Origin of the sequence: Nonomuraea sp. NPDC059194 (assembly GCF_042754765.1) — a bacterium.
Lineage (GTDB): Bacteria > Actinomycetota > Actinomycetes > Streptosporangiales > Streptosporangiaceae > Nonomuraea.
The window spans coordinates 1-1,043 of sequence record NZ_JBHZBH010000124.1; the positions used below are offsets into that span (position 1 = coordinate 1).

Here is a 1,043-nt window from a genome sequence, read left to right on the forward strand (position 1 = left end):
CCCCCAGAGTGTGGCGCGTTCGTCCAGCCCCGTCAGCTCGGCGACCTGCGCGTGCTCGTGTGCCTCGCCATCCTGGCGGACTGCCGCCTGCCAGGCCTTCTCGGGCAGTTTGGCAATCGCGCTTTCGTCGGTATCGGTGATCTTCCAGCCGACGGTGAAGCGGACCGTGCGCCGGGTGGTGTTCAACCCTTGCATGTGTCCGACCAGGTCGTGGGTGGCGCCCGCGCCGTCGATCCGGATCCAGATCTTGGCCCGGAAGCCCTCGGGGATCTGAGCGATGGCGGCGGTGAGGACCCGCACGTGGTCGGTCACGGTGTTGGAGCCGGCTGATCCGGTGCGCAGCAGCATCGCCAGCGACTCGTGGGTGTTGGCGCACCAGGCGGCCAGCGGGTGGAAACCCCAGCCTTTCTTGAACGTGGCCGAGGCGCCCTGTTTGTTGGAGTGGGCGGTGATTAGCGTGGCGTCCAGATCGATCACGATCCAGCCGGTCAGCACCTTCCCGGCCACCTCCAGCCAGGGGAATCCTGTCTCGGTGGCGGAGATCAGGTCCCACACGTGCCGCCGCACCCGGGCACGAGCTCGGGCGAGTCTGGTCCGCAGCAGCTCGGAGTCACCGATCGGCTCCAGCGCCCGGCGGATGGTGGAGTCTGAGGGAGGAGTGCCGAACAGCTGCTCGTGGTGGGCCAGCAGGGAGATCTGCCGCATGCTGGTCGCGCCCAGCGTGATCGCCACCGCGAGCTGTACCAGCACCACGCCCCGGTCCCATACCGGCGAGCCGCCCAGCCGGGCGAACACTCCGCCGAGCGCTCCGGTTAACCCCGTCTGATCAGCGCTTTTGCGCAGGAGCACGGCTCCCGCGTGCCCGATGAGCCCCTTGCCGTCCCCGCGGACAGACAAGCGGCGGTCCCATGCCGTACCGTTCACCCGGAAGGTGCGTCCGTTCTGTGCGATGTTCGTGATCTAAGCAGTCAGATCATCGCAGGTCGGAGGCACCTTCTTCAGTTATCGATCTTCAGAGTGAAATACCGGCTGAATAGCCGAGG

1 protein-coding gene is annotated in these 1,043 nt (G+C 67.0%); it reads right to left on the reverse strand.

Annotated elements, in window-relative coordinates:
* Window positions 1-897, reverse strand: an 897-nt coding sequence (locus ACFXJ8_RS44090; protein ID WP_379651556.1) for a transposase, incomplete at its 3' end; no start/stop codon positions are given.
* Between the last annotated feature and the right edge of the window lie 146 nt (window positions 898-1,043).